We start from the raw sequence: 16583 nt of genomic DNA on the forward strand, positions 1-16583 counted from the left end.
CACGCCGGGGCAACGGAGAGGGAGCGCTGGATGGGTGTGCGGTGCACGGCACTCGCCTCCTTCCGTCGGTCTCGGGGCGTGGTGTCACACGGTACGGATGCCCGCGCCGACGCGTCCACGGGTTTTCCGGCCGGGCTCGGCATGCGGGACGGGCCGGTGAGGAGGAGCGTGGTGCTGTGGGAAGAGTGCGCGCCCTGTCACCGCGCCGGGAACGCGACCGGGACCGGCGGGGGTGGCTGCGGGGCGCGCCTCCGCCACCCTGGGTCAGAGTGCTGCCGATCGTCCTGATCGTGGGCATCGGCGTGGCCACGCTGCTCAGCCACGACCCGCTCGACATCGGCTTCCTGCTGGGCGCCGTCCCGCCGCTGGCAGTCCTGTCGTACGGGCCGTTGGGGACCGGGCTCCTCGGCGGCGCCGCGGTCGCCCTGTTCAACATCCCGGCCTTCCAGCTGGACCGACCCGGCAACACGGACCTGCTGACGATCTGCTTCGTCGCCATGCTGAGCGTGTTCGTGTCGTTCGTACGCCGTCGGCGGGACGTTCAGCTGGACACCGAGCGCACCATCGCCGAGGCCGCCCAGCGCGCCATCGTGCCACCGCTGGCCGAGCGGGTGGGGCCGGTGCGCTGCGCGGGACTGTACCGGGCCGCAGAGCGCGGGACGCTCGTCGGCGGCGACTTCTTCGACGTGCGCGACGGGCCCCACGGCGTACGGGCGGTCATGGGCGACGTACAGGGGCACGGGCTGGCGGCGGTCGCCACGGTCGCCTCGCTGCTGGGGGCGTTCCGGGAGGCGGTGCTCGACGCGCCGGACCTGGAGTCGGTCGCCGGCCGGCTCGACCGGCGGCTCGTCGTGGACGCGGCACAGGTGCGGCACGCGGAGCTGTTCGCGACGGCCGTGCTGCTGGAGTTCTCCCGGGACGGCGCTGCCGTACGGCTCGTGGCCTGCGGCCATCCGCCACCGCTGCTGCTGCGCGAGGGAAAGGTCACGGAGCTCGGGATCGAGCCGTGGCCTCCCCTCGGTCTCGGCCTCGCCGACGCCGCCGCGTACGAAGGGTGCACGGTCTCGCTGCAGCCCGGCGAGCGTCTGTTCCTGGCCTCCGACGGCGTCTGGGAGGCCCGGGACGCAATGGGTGCCTTCTACCCCCTGACCGACCGCCTGGCCGACCTCGCCGACGAGGACCTGACGGTGACGGCGGAGCGGGTCTGGGCGGACCTCGTGCGGCACTGCGGGACCGCACGCGACGACGTCACGATGCTCGTTCTCGCACCCGCGAACCCGCTGAGCCGTTGAGACTCTCCTGGTCCCCCTCCGCGTCGATGTGCGGCAGGATCCTGTCCAGCCAACGCGGTGTCCACCAGGCGTGCGACCCCAGCAGCGTCATCACCGCGGGCACCATGAGCAGCCGCACGACCGAGGCATCGATGAGGACGCTCACGGCCAGGCCGAGTCCCAGCATCTTGACCACGATGTTGTCGCTGACGATGAACGCCGCGAAGACGCTCATCATGATCAGTGCGGCACAGGTGATGACCCGGGCGGTGATCTCCAGCGCGTGGGCGACCGCGGCCTTGGCGTCGCCGGTGCGCAGCCAGGCCTCGTGCACACGGGAGAGCAGGAAGACCTCGTAGTCCATGCTGAGCCCGAAGATGATGGCGAACATCATCATCGGCACATAGCTCTCGATGGGCACCTTGCCGTGCACGCCCAGCGCGGGACCGCCCCACCCCCACTGGAAGACGGCGACGACGACACCGTACGAGGCCGTGATCGACAGGACGTTGAGGACGGCCGCCTTGACCGCGACGAGCAGACCGCGGAAGACGGCGAGGATGATCAGGAAGGCCAGGCCGACCACGACGCCGATGATCAGCGGCAGCCGGCTGGAGACGATGTCTCGGAAGTTGACCTGGACCGCGGTCGTGCCGGTGACGTATCCCTTGGCTTCGGTGCCGGAGACCGCGTCGGGCAGGGTGTCGTCGACGAGGCGGTTCATCAGGTCCGTGGTGGCGGAGTTCTGCGGAGACACCTTCGAGTACACGGTGCCGATCAGGACGTCCCCGTCCTTCGTGGGCATCAGCTGGGTCACGGTGGCCGCGCCGGACACGCCGCTCAGGGTCTGCTGCGCCTTCGAGGCGAGGTCGGAGCGCTGGGAGCTCGGTACGGAGGTCTGGTCGATGACGACGGTGAGCGGGCCGTTGGAGCCGGGGCCGAACGCGTCGGACATGAGGTCGTAGGCACGCCGGTCGGTGAAGGACGTGGGGTCGGCGCCGTCGCCGATGTGACCGAGCTGGATGGAGAACGCCGGAATGGCGAGGATCCCCACGGTCACGAGTCCCGCGGCCAGGAACTGCCAGGGCCGCCGCTCCACCCGCTGCGCGTAGCGGTGCCAGGTGCCCTCGGGCGTGGCGCCCGGTGCGGCGTCGGTCTCGGCGACGGGGCGGCGCACGTGGTAGCGGTCGATCCGTTTGCCGATGAGTCCGAACAGGGCGGGGACGAGCGTCAGCGCGCCCAGGACGGCGGAGACCACGGTGACCCCGGCTGCGACGCCGAGCAGGGCGATGAAGGACACCCCGGACGCGGACAGGCCGATCAGGGCGATGATCACCGTGGTGCCCGACACGAGCACGGCATGGCCACTGGTGGCGGTGGCGTGCCCGGCGGCGCGCACCGGATCGGCGCCGTCCATGAGGCTCTGCCGGTGCCGGGTGACCAGGAACAGGGCGTAGTCGATGCCGACGCCCAGACCGATCATGGTGGCGAGGGTCGGCGAGACGGTGGCGAAGGTGAACGCGGCGGCCAGCAGCCCGAGGCAGGCGAGGCCGCCGACGACGCTGATCAGCGCTGTCAGCAGCGGCATGCCGGCGGCGATCACGCTGCCGAACCCGATCAGCAGGACGACGATGGCGACCGCGAAGCCGATCAGCTCGCTGACCCGGTCGTCGGCCGCGGGGCGCGCCAGTTCGCCGAGCGGTCCGCCGTACTCGACCTGGGCGCCGGCCGCTCTGAGCGGCTGTACGGCGTCGTCGACCCCGTGGAGGTAGCCGTCGCCGAGGGTGGAGGGCTGGACGTCGAAGCGGATGGTGATGTAGGCGGTCTTGCCGTCGGAGGACACCGGTCCGACCTTCGAGGAGGTGGCGGACAGCGGGTTCTGCGCCGACAGGACGTGCGGAAGCTTCTGCAGGTCGCCGATCGTCGTCGACATCTGCGAGCTCAGCCCGGACACGGCCTTGTCGTCGTGCAGGACGATCTGGCTGCTGTAGCCCCCGGCCTGCGGGTCGTGCTTCTCCAGGACGTCGAGGCCCTCCGTGGACTGCACGCCCGGCAGGGAGAAGTTGTCGGAGTAGTCCCCGCCGAAGGCACGGTTCAGAGCCTGCAGGGCGACCAGGGCCACGAGCCAAGCGACGATCACGATCACGAAGTGCCGTGCGCACCATTCCCCGAGCCTTCGCAAGACCCCCGGAGTGGCCTTCTTCCGGGCCTCGGGACTGTCGTGGGTGGATGCCATGCTCGGCTCTCTCTGCCAGGCGGATGTCCGACCTCCCCCATTACACGTCCGTCTGATCACTGCGGCATCTCGGGCCACCGCGGCATCTCGCGCAACTGTGGTGTCCCGGGGCGATCACCCTTCCGGATGCACTGTGCGCCAGGGCGTTGAATGGTGATAGTGGACCCGATGAGAGCAACGGGCCGCAGCAGCCCTCCGGACCCGAGGAGCGGACATCATGCCGACATCAGATCCCGAAGCGTCCCGGCCGAGCCGGAGCCGTGTCACCCCGGACAACCTGCTCCACGCCCACGGCACCGAAGTGTCGCCGGAGGACATGGTTCTGGCCACTGGCAGGGACATCACCCCGCGCAACCTGGAATGGGCCCGGCGCAAGCTGGCCGAGGAGGGGCCCAACGCCATAGAGAAGCTGCTGCCCTAGGGGGCCGCGCAGACCACCGGGACCCGCTGGACGAGATTGTTGGCGAAACCGCCCCGGTTCCACTGCTGGTCCAGGGGCTGGGTGTGCCCTTCGGCGTCGGTGGCCCGCGCGCTCAGCACGTGTTCGCCCGGCGTGGCGGTCCAGACGAAGCTCCAGCGGCGCCAGGCCCATCGGTGCCCCGCGTCAGGCTCCAGCCGGGCCGGGTGCCAGGTGTGTCCCGCATCCGTGCTGATCTCGGTCTTCGTCACGGGTGCCCGCCCCGACCAGGCGCGCCCCTCCACGGTCACCGGGCCGGGTCGCACCACGCGCGCCCGGGACATGAAGTCCGGGAATCCGGGCGGGACGAGCAGGGCGCGGGGTGCGATCCGGGTGACCGGTTCGCCCGCGTCCTCGGGGTGCCGGCGCAACCGGTAGGCGACGGCCTGCTGGAAGCCGGTGAACGGGGCGTCCGCCACGGTGATGTCGCGCAGCCACTTCACATGGGCCATGCCGTACCAGCCGGGCACGACCAGGCGCAGCGGGCGACCGTGCTGAGGGGGCAGCGGGGCACCGTTCATCGCGTACGCCACCAGCACCTCGGGCTCGCCGCCCGTTGCCACGTCGACGGGCAGGGACCGCTGGTAGTCCTGTTCGACGCCGCGCTCCACTCCGTGATCGGCGCCGGTGAACACGACGTCGACGGCGTCGGATCCGACTCCGGCCTCGGCGAGCAGCAGCCGCAGCGGTACGCCCGTCCACTCGGCGGTGCCGACCGCCTCGACGAGCCAGGGCTGGCTGACCGGCCGGGGCGTCAGCAGGGCCCGGCCGTTGCCCGCGCACTCCAGGGTCACGCGGGTGGTGACCGCGGGGAACGCCCGCAGGTCGGCCAGGTCGAGGCGCAGCGGGCGGCGCACCCGGCCGCCGACGGTCAGGGACCAGGGCGTGCCGTCGGGGACGTACGGGATGTCGTAGTGCGTCAGGACGTAGTGCAGGCCCGCCGGGGTGACGTCGTGGCGGAGTGCCTCCAGCGGCAGGCCGTGGTTGCGGGTGGCGAGCGCCAGTTCGTCCCGGCCGATGCCCTCGTCGGGTGCGGCCAGCCGGGCGGGGGCGCTCACATCGCCGAGTCGATCGCCCATGCGGCCATTATCGCGCCGTTCGGCCCGTCGCGTCGGCCCGAAGACGCCCGCGCGGGCGGCCGGCGCTCTCGGTCAGGATCACAACTGCCCTGCGCCCCGCGCTGGTTCGGCCATCCTTCCGTTGCGGGTTCACCCTTTCGAAGAGGGCCTTCAGGCTGCCAGACTCCGGTGGATGCCCGACTTCGACATACTCGTCCTCGGATCCGGCCCGGGCGGCCAGAAAGCCGCCATCGCGGCGGCCAAGCTCGGCCGCCGCGTCGCCGTCGTCGACCGCGCCGACATGGTCGGCGGGGTCTCCATCCACACCGGCACCATCCCCTCCAAGACCCTGCGCGAGGCGGTGCTGTACCTCACCGGCCTGACCCAGCGCGATCTGTACGGACAGAGCTACCGGCTCAAGGAGGACATCACCGTCGCCGACCTGACCGCGCGCACCCAGCACGTGGTCGGCCGCGAGGTCGACGTCATCCGCAGTCAGCTGTCCCGCAACCACGTCTCCCTCTACGCGGGCACCGGCCGCTTCGTCGACCCCCACACCGTCGCCCTGCGCGAGGTCACCGGTCAGGAGCGGCTCATCAGCGCCGACCACATCGTCATCGCGACCGGGACCCGGCCGGCGCGGCCCGACAGCGTGGAGTTCGACGGGCGGACGATCCTCGACTCGGACAACGTACTCACCCTGGAACGGGTGCCTCGCTCCATGGTCATCGTGGGCGCCGGCGTCATCGGCATGGAGTACGCCTCCATGTTCGCCGCGCTCGGCAGCAAGGTCACGGTGGTGGAGAAGCGGGCCGGGATGCTCGACATGTGTGACGTCGAGGTCATCGAGTCGCTGAAGTACCACCTGCGGGACCTGGCGGTCACCTTCCGGTTCGGGGAGACCGTCTCCGCCGTCGAGCGCCATCCGCGGGGTGCCCTGACCGTGCTGGAGAGCGGCAAGAAGATCCCCGCGGACGCGGTGATGTACTCCGCCGGCCGGCAGGGGCTCACCGACGAACTCGACCTCGACAAGGCCGGGTTGTCCGCGGACCGGCGCGGCCGGATCACGGTCGACGAGCACTACCGCACCGAGGTGCCGCACATCTACGCCGTGGGCGACGTCATCGGCTTCCCGGCACTGGCCGCGACGTCCATGGAGCAGGGGCGGGCGGCCGCGTACCACGCCTGCGGGGAGCCCGTGGGCCAGATGCACAACCTCCAGCCGATCGGCATCTACACGATCCCGGAGATCAGCTTCGTGGGGCGGACCGAGGACCAGCTGACCGAGGACTGCGTGCCGTTCGAGGTCGGCATCGCCCGGTACCGCGAACTGGCCCGCGGGCAGATCATCGGCGACGCGCACGGCATGCTCAAGCTGCTGGTGTCCCCCGAGGACCGCACGCTGCTCGGCGTGCACTGTTTCGGCACCGGCGCGACCGAGCTGATCCACATCGGGCAGTCCGTGATGGGCTGCGGCGGGACGGTGGACTACCTGGTCAACGCGGTGTTCAACTACCCGACGCTCGCGGAGTCCTACAAGGTCGCCGCCCTGGACGCCACGAACAAGCTGCGCCACCTGGACCGGATCGGGGACTGACCGCCGGTCGCCGTCCAGGGGGTTGCGCCCCCTGGACCCCCGGCCTTCATCCGCCCTGGGCCAGACCGGCCCCGCTCCTCACATGCCGTTCTCCTATGGTGAGGGCGGCCCTGGAGATTACCCACCGGCCCCGGGAGATTACCCACAGGTCAATCTTGAAAGGCCGATCGCTGGGGCTATCATCACTCGCACACTCGGTGTGACCGGCCGTCCACGCAGCGGCTGCACGGTCCCCACCGGGCGCTTTTCGCCGCCCCGCCCCGAGGCCACCCCTCCACGGAACGAGGCGGAGCCACCCCCCCCTCAACGCCGTAGGTCCGTTCTGGGCCTTGCGTCGTGCAAGTCGGAAAGCAGCGCAACCATGAGCAACAGCAGCGGCAGAGGGCTGCAGGCAGGCGTCCTCGGCACGTTCGACACAGTGGTGATGGCGGTCGCGGGCAGTGCCCCCGCGTACTCCATCGCCGCGACCACCGCGGTCCTCGTCGGCGCGGTCGGGCTCGCGAGTCCGGCCGCGCTGCTGTACTGCGCGATACCCATGCTGGGCATCGCGCTCGCGTTCAGCTACCTCGGCCGCATCGACGTGAACGCGGGCGCGAGTTACTCCTGGGTGGGGCGCACGCTCCATCCCTTTCTGGGCTTCATCAGCGGCTGGGCGCTGGTGATCTCGGCGACCATCTTCATGGTGGCCGGTTCACTGCCCGCCGGATCGATGACGCTCGCTCTGTTCGACGAGGGCCTCGCCGACAACACCGCGTTGTCCACGGTGGTCGGGGCGGTCTGGTTCCTGGTGATGCTGAGCGTGGTCCTCGGCGGCGCCCGGCTCACTGTCCGCGCACAGTTGATCATGTCCGGTGTCGAGCTGGTCATCCTGGCCCTGTTCGCGGTGCTCGCCCTCTTCCACTCGGGCAGCGCCCGGGCCTTCGACTGGTCCTGGCTCGGTTTCGGCCACTTCGACGGCATGTCGGGGTTCGCCTCGGGCGCGCTGGTCGCCGCGTTCTACTACTGGGGCTGGGACGTCACCAGCAACCTGAGCGAGGAGACCCGCAACAGCCGCCGTACGACGGGACTCGCCGGGCTGATCGGGGTGGGCATCGTCTTCCTGCTCTTCGAGGTGTTCACCATCGCCGTGAACGTCATCCTGACGTCGAGGCAGATCGAGGACAACGGTGCCAACGTGCTGGCGGCGCTCGGCGAGGAGGTCTGGCCGGGCCCGGGCGGCAAGCTCCTCATCGTGGCCGTGATGCTGTCCACCATCGCGACCCTGGAGACCACGCTCATCCAGGTCACGCGCTCACTGTTCGCGATGGGCCGCGACCGTACGATGCCGTCCGTCCTCGGCCGTGTGCACCGCACATGGAACACGCCGTGGGTGGCCATCGCCGTGGTGGGCGCGGTGGCGCTGGTGCTGTTCGTCGCCTCCAACGCCCTGGGCTCGGTGGGCGACATCCTGTCCGACGCCATCTCGGCGATCGGCCTGCAGATCGCGGTGTACTACGGCCTCGCGGGCCTGGCGGTGGTGGTGGCCTACCGGAAGATGCTGCTGAAGTCCGCTGCCAACTTCCTCCTCGGCGGGCTGTGGCCGCTGTTCGGTGCCGTGTTCATGTTCTGGATCTTCTTCGAGTCGCTGGGCGAGCTCAGTCCGGCGGCGGTCGTGATCGGCATCGGCGGCCTCGCCGTCGGGCTGATTCCGATGCTCTGGTACTGGCGCAAGGGCAGTGAGTACTACCGGCCGGCCCGTCTGGACGCGTCGCGCACCGTGGAGACGGTCTATGTCCCCGACGGCGGGCCTGCCGTACGGCAGGCCGCCCACGAGGGTCTCCCCACCGACTTCTGAGAGGGACCCGATGGCGCGAGACCGCTTCACTCCCGATTTCGACTCCGACTGCGGGGACGCGGCCCTCGCCTCCACCCGCCACGACATCGTCATCGGCCGCTGGCAGGGACTCAGGGAACTGCTGCGCGCCACCGGCCCCGACTGGATCGTCCGGGGTCACCGGGTCCGGCAGCTCGCCCAGGCCTGCGCGAGCAGTTCGACGGTGGAGACCTGGCTGGCCGCCGAGCCGCGCAGCGCCGACGCGTTGGTGCTGCGGGCCGCGACGGAGACGGCGCGGGCGTTCAACCTGGCCATCGCCGCGGGTCGGGGCGTGCCCATCGACCCGCGGCGCATCGACACCGCGGTGATGGCGTGCCTGACGGCCAGCGAGGCCTACCTGGACGATCCGACCCCGTGGGTTTCACTGATCTCGGTCGCGCGGCTGTACGCGTCGGGGGTGCGGCGACAGGAACTGGCGCGCTGGTGGGACGAGTTGTACCAGCGCGACCCGTACAGCATGGAGGGCCATCTGCAGGTCCTGCACTACTACTCGGCGCGCTGGCACGGCACCCACGGCCTGATGTACGACTTCGCCCGCGACGCGGCCGGCGTGGCGCCGCCGGGCAGTCCGCTGCCGGTGCTGGTGCAGTACGCCCGGGTCGAGGAGTACCGCTTCGCGCTCGACGCCGCGCGGGGACACCACGCCGCCGTGGGCCTCGGCCAGCACTGGAACAACGACGGCGCCCTGAGCGACGTACGGCGCACCTGGGAGCGGTGGGTCATGGGCCGCGCGGACAGCGCCGTCGCCCCGGCCGAGCTGCGCGACCTCAACTACCTGACGCACGCCGCCTGCCAGGCGGGCGCGGAGGACGTGGCCGGCGACCTGCTGGCGATGCTCGGCACCCGGGCCACGCGAACGCCGTGGTCGTACACCGGGGATCCGGCGAAGCAGATCGTCAAGTGGCGCAAGGAACTGGGGCTACGGGGGTGAACGTGAGGCGTCGACTGGCGCTGCTCGGAGGCGGCTTCTCGACCGACACAGACGGTCTGCTGGACGATTGGGTGCTCGGTCATGCGCGCGCCGCGCGGCCCAGGGTGTGTTTCGTGCCCACGGCCAGCGGTGACGCGGCCACGTACGTCGAGCGATTTCTCGATGCCTTCGGTTCGCGGGACTGCCGGCCCTCAGTCCTGCGACTGTTCCAGCGGGACCTCGACGACGAGTCGCTGCGCGCCTTCCTGTTCGCGCAGGACGTCGTGTACGTGGGCGGCGGCAACACGGCGAACATGCTGGCGGTGTGGCGCACGCACGGCGTGGACCGGCTGCTGGGTGAGGCCTACGACCGGGGCACCCTGCTGTGCGGGATCAGCGCCGGCGCCAACTGCTGGGCAAAGGGATCGCACACCGACTCCTTCGGGCCGTTGACGTTCCTGCCGGACGGGCTGGGTCTGCTGCCCGGTTCGGTCTGCCCGCACTACGACAGCGAACCGGGCCGCCGTCCCTCCTACCGGCAGGCCGTGGCGACCGGCGCGCTGCCCGCCGGGTGGGCCCTGGACGACGGTGTGGGAGTCCTGTTCACGGAAGGACAGCCGACCGAGACCGTCACCCGCGCCCCGGAGTCCCGGCTGTACCGCGTGGAGCCGGACGGGCGGGGCGGGGCCGTCGAGCGGCCCCTGCCCTGCCGTGTGTTCGGCACCGGGTGATACCGGGCGATCACCTGCTCACGGCGCCGCGTTCGGCCCGTCCGGGCGGCTGCTGCGCTGCTGCGCCATCTGCCGGCTGAGTTCCTCGGTCTCCGGCTCGGACAGCCGCTGGAAGCCGTCCTCGGTGATGACGGACACGATGGGGAAGATCCGGCGGTTGATGTCCGGGCCGCCCGTCGCGGAGTCGTCGTCCGCCGCGTCCCACAGCGCCTGGAGCGCCGCCAGCGCCGCCTCGCGCCGCGACATGCCCGGCCGGAACAGCTTCTTCAGCGCACCCCGGGCGTACGGGGAGCCGGAGCCCTCGGCGTGGAAGTCCGTCTTCTCGTACGCCCCACCGGTGACGTCGTAGCCGAAGATACGGCCCCTGGCCGCGGCGCCGGCCGTGACGTCGTAACCGGCGAGGAGTGGTACGACGGCGAGGCCCTGCATGGCCTGGCCGAGGTTCTGCCGGATCATCCCGGCCAGCCGGTTCGCCTTGGCCCGGAGGGTCATCGGGATGCCCTCGATCTTCTCGAAGTGCTTCAGCTCGACCTGGTACAGCTTCACCATGTCCAGCGCGAGCCCGACACTGCCGGCGAAGGCCACGGCGGTGTGGTCGTCCGCCGGGTGCACCTTCTCCAGGTCTCGCTGGGCGATGAGGTTGCCCATCGTGGCCCGGCGGTCGCCGGCGATCATCACGCCGTCGCGGTAGGTGAGCGCCAGCACCGTGGTGCCGTGCGGGAAGCTGTCGGGCGCGGCGCGGACTCCGTCGGGGAACGGGCGGCGTGTGGGCAGCAGCTCCGGCCGGTGCGCGGCCAGGAACTCGTTGAAGGACGAGGTCCCGGGAGTGAAGAACTCCTCCCCCAACCGGCCGACACGTTCGCTGCCTGTCATGCCGCTCCCCCTCGTCCCCGGCCTCCTCGGCCGACATCGGAGTCCTACCAGGTGCCGCCGGGCGGGAAACGCGTGCGGCGTCCGCGTGTGGCTCAGCGTGCTTTCGGCCTGCGGTGCGGGGGTTGTCCGGGAGCCGGGTGGGCCGGCGGGGGCGGTACGGGCCGGACGGCGGGCCCCTCACCGTTCACGGTCACCTCCGTTCCATGGTGACGGATCGTCAGAGCCGCGCCGGACAGCAGCGTGTACGTCGCCTTGTCAGGCCCGATCTCCACGCGCAGGCGGCGGTCGAGGAGTTGGAGGGTGAAGGCGAGACGGCTGAACCTCTCGGGCAGGCGCGGCGCGAAGCGCAGGGAGTCGCCGTCGCGGCGCAGGCCGCCGAAACCGGCCACCAGCGCCATCCAGGTGCCGGCCAGCGACGCGATGTGCAGTCCGTCGCGGGTGTTGTGCTCCAGGTCCTGCAGGTCCATCAGGGCGGCCTCGGTCGTGTAGTCGTACGCGAGCTGGAGATGGCCGGCCTGTGCGGCGATCACGGCCTGGCAGCACGCCGACAGCGAGGAGTCCCGTACGGTCAGGGGCTCGTAGTAGGCGAAGTTGCGGGCGACCTCGTCGTCGTCGAAGTGGTGGGCGCACGTGTACATCGCCAGGACCAGGTCGGCCTGTTTGACGACCTGCTTGCGGTAGAGGTCGAAGTAGGGGAAGTGCAGCAGGAGCGGGTACTGGTCGGGGCCGGTGCCCGCGAAGTCCCAGGGCTGGTAGCGGGTGAAGCCGGCGTGCTGTTCGTGCACGCCGAGTTCGTCGTTGTACGGGATGTACACGGCCTCGGCCGCGTCCCGCCAGGCGGCGCTCTCCTCGTCGTCGACGTCCAGACCCGCCGCCTCCTCCGGGTGGCGCCGGACGGCGTCGGCCGCGGCGAGCAGGTTGGCCCTGGCCATGAGGTTGGTGTACGTGTTGTCGTCGGCGACGGCGCTGTACTCGTCGGGGCCGGTGACGCCGTCGATGTGGAAGGCGCCGTGCGTGTCGTGGTGGCCGAGGGAGCGCCACAGGCGGGCGGTCTCCACCAGCAGCTCGACGCCGGTGTCGCGTTCGAAGTCCGTGTCCCCCGTGGCCGCCGTGTAGCGCACGACGGCGTCCGCTATGTCGGCGTTCACGTGGAAGGCCGCCGTGCCGGCCGGCCAGTAGGCGGACCCCTCCGAGCCCTCGATGGTCCGCCAGGGGAACGCGGCCCCGCGCAGGCCGAGTTGGGCGGCGCGCTCGCGGGCGGCGGGCAGGGTGTTCTGGCGCCAGCGCAGGGCCTCCGCCACGGCATCGGGCGCGGTGTAGGTCAGCAGGGGCAGCACGAAGGTCTCGGTGTCCCAGAAGGCGTGGCCGTCGTAGCCGGATCCGGTCAGGCCCTTGGCCGGGATGGCCCGTTGCTCCGCACGGGCGCCGGCCTGAAGGACGTGGAAGAGGGCGAAGCGGACCGCCTGCTGGATCTCCTCGTCCCCGTCGACCTCGACGTCGGCCCGGTCCCAGAAGTCGTCGAGGTAGGCCCGCTGGTCGGCCAGCAGGCCCCGCCAGCCGCTGTGATCGGCCGCCGCGAGCGCCGCCTCGACCTGGTCGCTCATCGCGGGCCGCGAGCGGGTGCCGGACCAGCCGTGGGCGACGAGCTTCTCCACGCGCAGCCGCTCGCCCGGCTCGAGCACGGACGTGATGGTCAGCCGGGCCACGTCCACGTTGCTCTCGCTGTGCGTCGTGGTGCCCTCGGGCCCCACGACGACGTGGTCGGCGGCCACGGCGACGCGCAGACCGCTGCGCCGGGTGCGGTGGACAAGGCGCAGCCGGTGGCCCGAGGTGGCGTCCTCCTCCGGCTCCAGCGGCGACTTCAGCGCCCGCGCGGCGCGCGGGTCGCCGTTCGGGTCGGGCAGGCTCTCGTTGGCGACGAGCTCCGACTGGATGACGAGGCGGGTCCGGCTGTCGACGGGCTCCACCTCGTACGCCACGGCGGCGATCGCCCGCTGGGTGAGCGAGACCAGCCGGGTGGAGCGCACCCGTACCGTCGTACCGGCCGGGGAGGTCCACTCGCAGGTCCGCTCCAGGACGCCGCGGCGCAGGTCCAGGGTGCGTTCGTGGGCGACGAGCCGGCCGTAGCGCAGGTCGAACGGCTCGTCGTCGACGAGCAGCCGCAGCACCTTGCCGTTGGTGACGTTGATGACGGTCTGGCCGGACTCCGGGTAGCCGTAGCCGGCCTCGGCGTACGGCAGCGGGTGCAGTTCGTGGACGCCGTTGAGATAGGCGCCCGGCAGGCCGTGCGGTTCGCCCTCGTCGAGGTTGCCGCGCCAGCCGACATGGCCGTTGGACAGCGCGAACACGGACTCGCTCTGGGCCAGCACGTCGAGGCTGAGGTCGGTCTCGCGGACGGTCCACGGTTCGACGGCGTACGAGCGGTGGGTGATCACGCGCGGCCTCCCAGTTCGGCGAGGTCCTTCACCACGACGTCGGCGCCGTGGGCGTACAGCGCCTCTGCCTGTCCTACGCGGTCGACGCCGACGACGTAACCGAAGCGGCCCGCGCGGCCCGCGTCCATGCCGGCCAGCGCGTCCTCGAAGACGGCTGCCCGCGCCGCCTCCACCCCGAGGTCGCGGGCGGCGGCGAGGAAGGTGTCGGGGCGCGGTTTGCCCGGCAGTCTGCGCTCGGCGGCCACCACGCCGTCGATGCGTACGTCGAAGAGGCGCTCGGCGTCGATCGAGCGCAGCACGTCCAGGGTGTTGGCGCTGGAGGAGACGATCGCGGTCCGCAGCCCGTGCGCGCGCACCGCCTCGATGTAGCGCAGCGTGCTGTCGTACGCCTCGACACCCTGGGTGCGGATCCGCGCCAGGAGCAGTTCGTTCTTGCGGTTGCCGACGCCGTGGACCGTCTCGGCGCCCGGCGGGTCGTCGGGGTCGCCCTCGGGCAGGTCGATGCCACGGGAGGCGAGGAAGGTGCGTACGCCGTCGGCGCGCGGGCGCCCGTCGACGTATTCGTCGTAGTCGGCGTGGGCGTCGAACGGGCGGAAGTGCTCGCCCTCGCGTTCGCGCAGGAAAGCGTCGAACGTGTCCTTCCAGGCGGCCGCGTGGACCACGGCCGTCTTCGTGACGACCCCGTCGAGGTCGAAGAGGCAGGCCTGGATTTCTTCGGGAAGACCGAGCTCCGTCATACAGGACACGGTTCCCCGTAGCGCCGCGTCCAGCGGGTGGCGAGCGCCACATGTCGGTCGGATTCAGTCGTGCGGGAACGAGTGGTGTTCGTGGGCGACCGTCCAGCGGCCCCGCTCCTTGCGCAGGCCGAAGGTCAGCCGGAGGCGCGCGGTGGGATGCGCGGCGAGTTCCTCGGGTGTTCCGCAGCGCAGCAGGGCATGTGCGTAGGCGACGTCCGTGCCCGCGGTGACGTCGAGGGACTCGATGTCGAAGCAGGCGCCCTGGGCCTGCCAGTCGAAGAACGGCGGCCAGGTCGCCCGGTAGGCGTCGAGTCCGCGAATGCCCTGGTCGGGCGGGGGTACGTCGAACATCACGAGGTCCTCTGCATGGTCGGCGAGGACGCCGTCCAGGTCGCCGCGGTGGACGGCGTCGGCCCATTCGGTGATCAGGGCGCGGATCCGCGCCTCGTCGTCGGACATGGTGGCTGCTCCCTTCTCCCTCCCCCTTCCAGGAGACTCCTCATCGCCCCGCACCTGATCGATGACACACTCTGCTGTGTGCCCCTGACATTCGACGATCTGCTCCTGCGCGCCCGTTCCCTCGTACGGGACGGCCGCCGCGCGCTGCTCGGCGTCACCGGGAGCCCGGGCGCGGGCAAGACGACGCTCGCGGAAACGCTGGTACGGGAGCTCAACGGCACCGGCGACCCATGGGTCGCACACGTCCCGATGGACGGCTTCCACCTCGCCGACGTCGAACTGGAACGCCTCGGCCGCCGGGACCGCAAGGGCGCGCCGGACACGTTCGACGCGGCCGGGTACGCGGCACTGCTGCGGCGCCTGCGCGAGGAGACCGAGGACGACATCGTGTACGCGCCCGGTTTCGAGCGGGTCCTGGAGCAGCCGATCGCGGGGGCCGTACCGGTGCCGCCGGCGGCCCGGCTGATCGTGACGGAGGGGAACTACCTGCTGCTGGAGACGGGCGCCTGGGCGCGTGTGCGGTCGCAGCTGGACGAGGTGTGGTACTGCGAGGCCGACGAGGACGACCGCGTCCGGCGCCTGATCGCCCGGCACGAGGAGTTCGGCAAGGGCCGCCAGGAGGCGGTGGCCTGGGTAGTGGGCACGGACCAGCGCAACGCCGCCCTGGTCGCGGCCACACGTGACCGGGCCGACCTGGTGGTCCCACCGACGCTCCTGGCAGCACCGTACGAGCCGTCCGGGGCGCCCTAGGCTGATCGCATGGGGGAGGACATCACCGTGCCGGCGGTGGGCTGGGGGCGGCTCGAGTCGACGCCGGTGGGTGAGCGGCTGGAGCTGTTGGAGGAAGCGGCCTGTCCGGAGACCGACTGGGACGCGGAGCCCGCGTGGGGCTGGGTGATACCCGCGTCGCCGAAGGTGCCCTGGTGCGGCCGGTACGAGTTCCACAGCACCAACGGCTCGTACAAGCCGCATTTCTGGGCCGGGGAGCGCTGGGACGACGTACGCGCGTTCGGCGATCCGGTGCTACGGGATGCGCTGGACGGGTTTGTGCTCCGTCTGATCCGGGGCGGAGAGGACGCGGACGAGGAAGTCGCGGAAGGAGGTCCCTTCCCGACGGATCCGGAACCCTGGCGGCCGCGTCTGCTGCTCGTCTGCCCGCCGGACACCGTGCGCGGCGTTGCCGCGCGAGTGGGGCGTGATCGTGAACGAGGCCGACCGGTGCGGCTGGGGCCTGCTCGGCCTGCCTTGGTGAGGACGGGGCGTCGTCCCAACCCCGTTGTCGGTGCCGACCTTTAAGGTCACTGCCATGGCTGACGGCATCGAATGGGTGGTGGACCTGGAGGGCTGGATGTCCAGCGTCGTCTTCGCACGCGGGATATCACCCGAGGAGCTTGCCCTGCGTATGGGAGGCGACCCGGACCGGGCGACGGAACCGATCACCGACGCCGAGGTGTGGGACCTCGGCATCACGGTGTATCGACCGGGTGCGGACGGAGACGGCGTCGTGCGCGTCGGTGAGAGCGCGGGCTGGGCCTTCGCCCTGGAGTACGGGGACTCGACCGGCGGTGACCTGCTCGCGGAGATCTCCCGTGACGGCGTCGAGGCAGTTCAGTACGTGCCGATGCAGGAGCATCCACCGGCCACTGTCGCCTACGCCCGCGACGGCGTGGTGCTGTGCGGTTTCGGACTGGCGGAAGAGCGCCGGCGCTGGGGGGAGGAGCCGGACGTGCTGCTGCCCGATCTCGTCGCGGGCAATGTCCTCGCGGCCGACGGAGACACACAACTCGCCGCGGAGGATGAGCACTTCAGGGTGGTGTACCGCCGCACCCTGGGCGTCGTCGAGCGGCGGTTCGGGCTGTCCCTCTCCCCCGCCTGCCTCGACGACGCCCGTCTGCCGGCCTACGCGGTGCGCGGCACCCCGCGGATGACCTTCGCCGACTGACCGC

The 16583-nt window shown here is 71.3% G+C and carries 15 protein-coding genes; 9 read left to right on the forward strand and 6 right to left on the reverse strand.

Translation table 11 applies throughout. The features are described from left to right. Positions 1-176: 176 nt before the first annotated feature. Positions 177-1292 (forward strand): PP2C family protein-serine/threonine phosphatase, encoded by a 1116-nt coding sequence (locus tag ABZO29_RS05570; RefSeq protein WP_367318997.1) that lies wholly within the window; start codon positions 177-179, stop codon positions 1290-1292. Here ABZO29_RS05570 and ABZO29_RS05575 read toward each other — a convergent pair. Next, positions 1249-3507, reverse strand: a complete 2259-nt coding sequence (locus ABZO29_RS05575; RefSeq protein ID WP_367318998.1) for an MMPL family transporter — start codon at positions 3505-3507, stop codon at positions 1249-1251. The genes ABZO29_RS05570 and ABZO29_RS05575 overlap by 44 nt on opposite strands. Positions 3508-3724: 217 nt before the next feature. Between ABZO29_RS05575 and ABZO29_RS05580 the strand changes: the two genes are divergently transcribed. Beyond that, positions 3725-3928, forward strand: a complete 204-nt coding sequence (locus ABZO29_RS05580; RefSeq protein WP_367318999.1) for a hypothetical protein — start codon at positions 3725-3727, stop codon at positions 3926-3928. On the opposite strand, the gene ABZO29_RS05585 is transcribed toward ABZO29_RS05580, so the two are convergent. Next, entirely contained in the window at positions 3925-5043 is a 1119-nt protein-coding gene (locus ABZO29_RS05585) for a sulfite oxidase (protein WP_367319000.1), read from the reverse strand. The genes ABZO29_RS05580 and ABZO29_RS05585 overlap by 4 nt on opposite strands. 172 nt (positions 5044-5215) lie before the next feature. Between ABZO29_RS05585 and sthA the strand changes: the two genes are divergently transcribed. The 4 genes from sthA to ABZO29_RS05605 all read left to right on the forward strand — a co-directional run bounded on the left by sthA (position 5216) and on the right by ABZO29_RS05605 (position 10133). Beyond that, positions 5216-6619, forward strand: a complete 1404-nt coding sequence (gene sthA, locus ABZO29_RS05590; protein WP_367319001.1) for a Si-specific NAD(P)(+) transhydrogenase — start codon at positions 5216-5218, stop codon at positions 6617-6619. A 361-nt stretch (positions 6620-6980) separates the two neighbouring features. Then, entirely contained in the window at positions 6981-8453 is a 1473-nt protein-coding gene (locus ABZO29_RS05595) for an APC family permease (RefSeq protein ID WP_367319002.1), read from the forward strand. Between the two features lie 10 nt (positions 8454-8463). Beyond that, positions 8464-9423, forward strand: coding sequence for a hypothetical protein (locus tag ABZO29_RS05600; RefSeq protein ID WP_367319003.1), 960 nt, complete (start codon positions 8464-8466; stop codon positions 9421-9423). Further along, entirely contained in the window at positions 9420-10133 is a 714-nt protein-coding gene (locus ABZO29_RS05605; protein ID WP_367319004.1) for a Type 1 glutamine amidotransferase-like domain-containing protein, read from the forward strand. The genes ABZO29_RS05600 and ABZO29_RS05605 overlap by 4 nt, the downstream gene beginning before the upstream one ends. 18 nt (positions 10134-10151) lie before the next feature. On the opposite strand, the gene prcB is transcribed toward ABZO29_RS05605, so the two are convergent. From prcB to ABZO29_RS05625, 4 genes are all read right to left on the reverse strand, one after another. Continuing rightward, positions 10152-11006: a proteasome subunit beta gene (gene prcB, locus ABZO29_RS05610; protein WP_367319005.1), complete on the reverse strand. Its 855-nt coding sequence runs from the start codon at positions 11004-11006 to the stop codon at positions 10152-10154. 92 nt (positions 11007-11098) lie between these two features. Next, a complete protein-coding gene (locus ABZO29_RS05615) occupies positions 11099-13441 on the reverse strand; it encodes a glycoside hydrolase family 65 protein (RefSeq protein WP_367319006.1) in 2343 nt (780 codons plus the stop codon). Continuing rightward, complete coding sequence (locus tag ABZO29_RS05620) at positions 13438-14178, reverse strand: beta-phosphoglucomutase family hydrolase (RefSeq protein WP_367319007.1); 741 nt, start codon at positions 14176-14178, stop codon at positions 13438-13440. The genes ABZO29_RS05615 and ABZO29_RS05620 overlap by 4 nt, the downstream gene beginning before the upstream one ends. 63 nt (positions 14179-14241) lie before the next feature. Continuing rightward, positions 14242-14637, reverse strand: a complete 396-nt coding sequence (locus tag ABZO29_RS05625) for a nuclear transport factor 2 family protein (RefSeq protein WP_367319008.1) — start codon at positions 14635-14637, stop codon at positions 14242-14244. A gap of 78 nt (positions 14638-14715) precedes the next feature. Between ABZO29_RS05625 and ABZO29_RS05630 the strand changes: the two genes are divergently transcribed. From ABZO29_RS05630 to ABZO29_RS05640, 3 genes are read left to right on the forward strand one after another with little or no spacing between them, the layout of a single operon-like run. Further along, on the forward strand, positions 14716-15387 hold the full coding sequence (locus tag ABZO29_RS05630) for a nucleoside/nucleotide kinase family protein (protein ID WP_367319009.1): 672 nt from the start codon (positions 14716-14718) through the stop codon (positions 15385-15387). Between the two features lie 9 nt (positions 15388-15396). Continuing rightward, positions 15397-15933 (forward strand): hypothetical protein, encoded by a 537-nt coding sequence (locus tag ABZO29_RS05635; protein ID WP_367319010.1) that lies wholly within the window; start codon positions 15397-15399, stop codon positions 15931-15933. 10 nt (positions 15934-15943) lie between these two features. Continuing rightward, on the forward strand, positions 15944-16579 hold the full coding sequence (locus ABZO29_RS05640) for a DUF6461 domain-containing protein (protein ID WP_367319011.1): 636 nt from the start codon (positions 15944-15946) through the stop codon (positions 16577-16579). Positions 16580-16583: the final 4 nt, after the last annotated feature.

It is taken from the genome of Streptomyces sp. HUAS ZL42, from assembly GCF_040782645.1.
Classification (GTDB): domain Bacteria; phylum Actinomycetota; class Actinomycetes; order Streptomycetales; family Streptomycetaceae; genus Streptomyces.

What these genes read in the sequence shown, in the direction of transcription:
- ABZO29_RS05575 (WP_367318998.1), bottom strand. Translation starts at nt 3,507, where the DNA reads ATGGCATCCACCCACGACAGTCCCGAGGCCCGGAAGAAGGCCACTCCG.
- ABZO29_RS05580 (WP_367318999.1), top strand. Translation starts at nt 3,725, where the DNA reads ATGCCGACATCAGATCCCGAAGCGTCCCGGCCGAGCCGGAGCCGTGTC.
- ABZO29_RS05585 (WP_367319000.1), bottom strand. Translation starts at nt 5,043, where the DNA reads ATGGGCGATCGACTCGGCGATGTGAGCGCCCCCGCCCGGCTGGCCGCA.
- sthA (WP_367319001.1), top strand. Translation starts at nt 5,216, where the DNA reads ATGCCCGACTTCGACATACTCGTCCTCGGATCCGGCCCGGGCGGCCAG.
- ABZO29_RS05595 (WP_367319002.1), top strand. Translation starts at nt 6,981, where the DNA reads ATGAGCAACAGCAGCGGCAGAGGGCTGCAGGCAGGCGTCCTCGGCACG.
- ABZO29_RS05600 (WP_367319003.1), top strand. Translation starts at nt 8,464, where the DNA reads ATGGCGCGAGACCGCTTCACTCCCGATTTCGACTCCGACTGCGGGGAC.
- prcB (WP_367319005.1), bottom strand. Translation starts at nt 11,006, where the DNA reads ATGACAGGCAGCGAACGTGTCGGCCGGTTGGGGGAGGAGTTCTTCACT.
- ABZO29_RS05620 (WP_367319007.1), bottom strand. Translation starts at nt 14,178, where the DNA reads ATGACGGAGCTCGGTCTTCCCGAAGAAATCCAGGCCTGCCTCTTCGAC.
- ABZO29_RS05625 (WP_367319008.1), bottom strand. Translation starts at nt 14,637, where the DNA reads ATGTCCGACGACGAGGCGCGGATCCGCGCCCTGATCACCGAATGGGCC.
- ABZO29_RS05635 (WP_367319010.1), top strand. Translation starts at nt 15,397, where the DNA reads ATGGGGGAGGACATCACCGTGCCGGCGGTGGGCTGGGGGCGGCTCGAG.
- ABZO29_RS05640 (WP_367319011.1), top strand. Translation starts at nt 15,944, where the DNA reads ATGGCTGACGGCATCGAATGGGTGGTGGACCTGGAGGGCTGGATGTCC.